Origin of the sequence: Halomonas sp. ND22Bw, from assembly GCF_003011945.1 — a bacterium.
Taxonomy (GTDB): domain Bacteria; phylum Pseudomonadota; class Gammaproteobacteria; order Pseudomonadales; family Halomonadaceae; genus Halomonas; species Halomonas halophila.
The window spans coordinates 1-243 of record NZ_PXWD01001592.1 but is presented as its reverse complement, the minus strand read 5'-3'; the positions used below and the strand labels follow the sequence as shown (position 1 = coordinate 243).

The 243-nt window shown below is 67.9% G+C and carries 1 protein-coding gene; it reads right to left on the bottom strand.

Going from position 1 to position 243, the window contains the following annotated elements:
* On the bottom strand, positions 1 to 243 hold a 243-nt coding region (locus CVH10_RS26350), incomplete at both ends, for a hypothetical protein (RefSeq protein WP_181244739.1).

Genomic DNA, 243 nt, shown 5'->3' with positions numbered 1-243 from the left:
CTGCGCCGCCTGCGTGGCGTCTCCCGTGGCGTTCAGGGACCCGATCAGGTTGCCGCGGGCGTCCTCAATCTGCGATAGGGCCTGGTTGGAGAGGTTCTGCCCCTGGTCGGCGATGGACAGGCGCTGCGTGTCGTAGGTCTTCTGCAGGAGGCCGTTCTGCGCCGCCTGCGCCGACGAGTTGAGGTTGCCGTCGCGCGCCAGGGCGAAAGTCAGCTTCTTCTGCGCCTGGCCGTACTGCTCGTC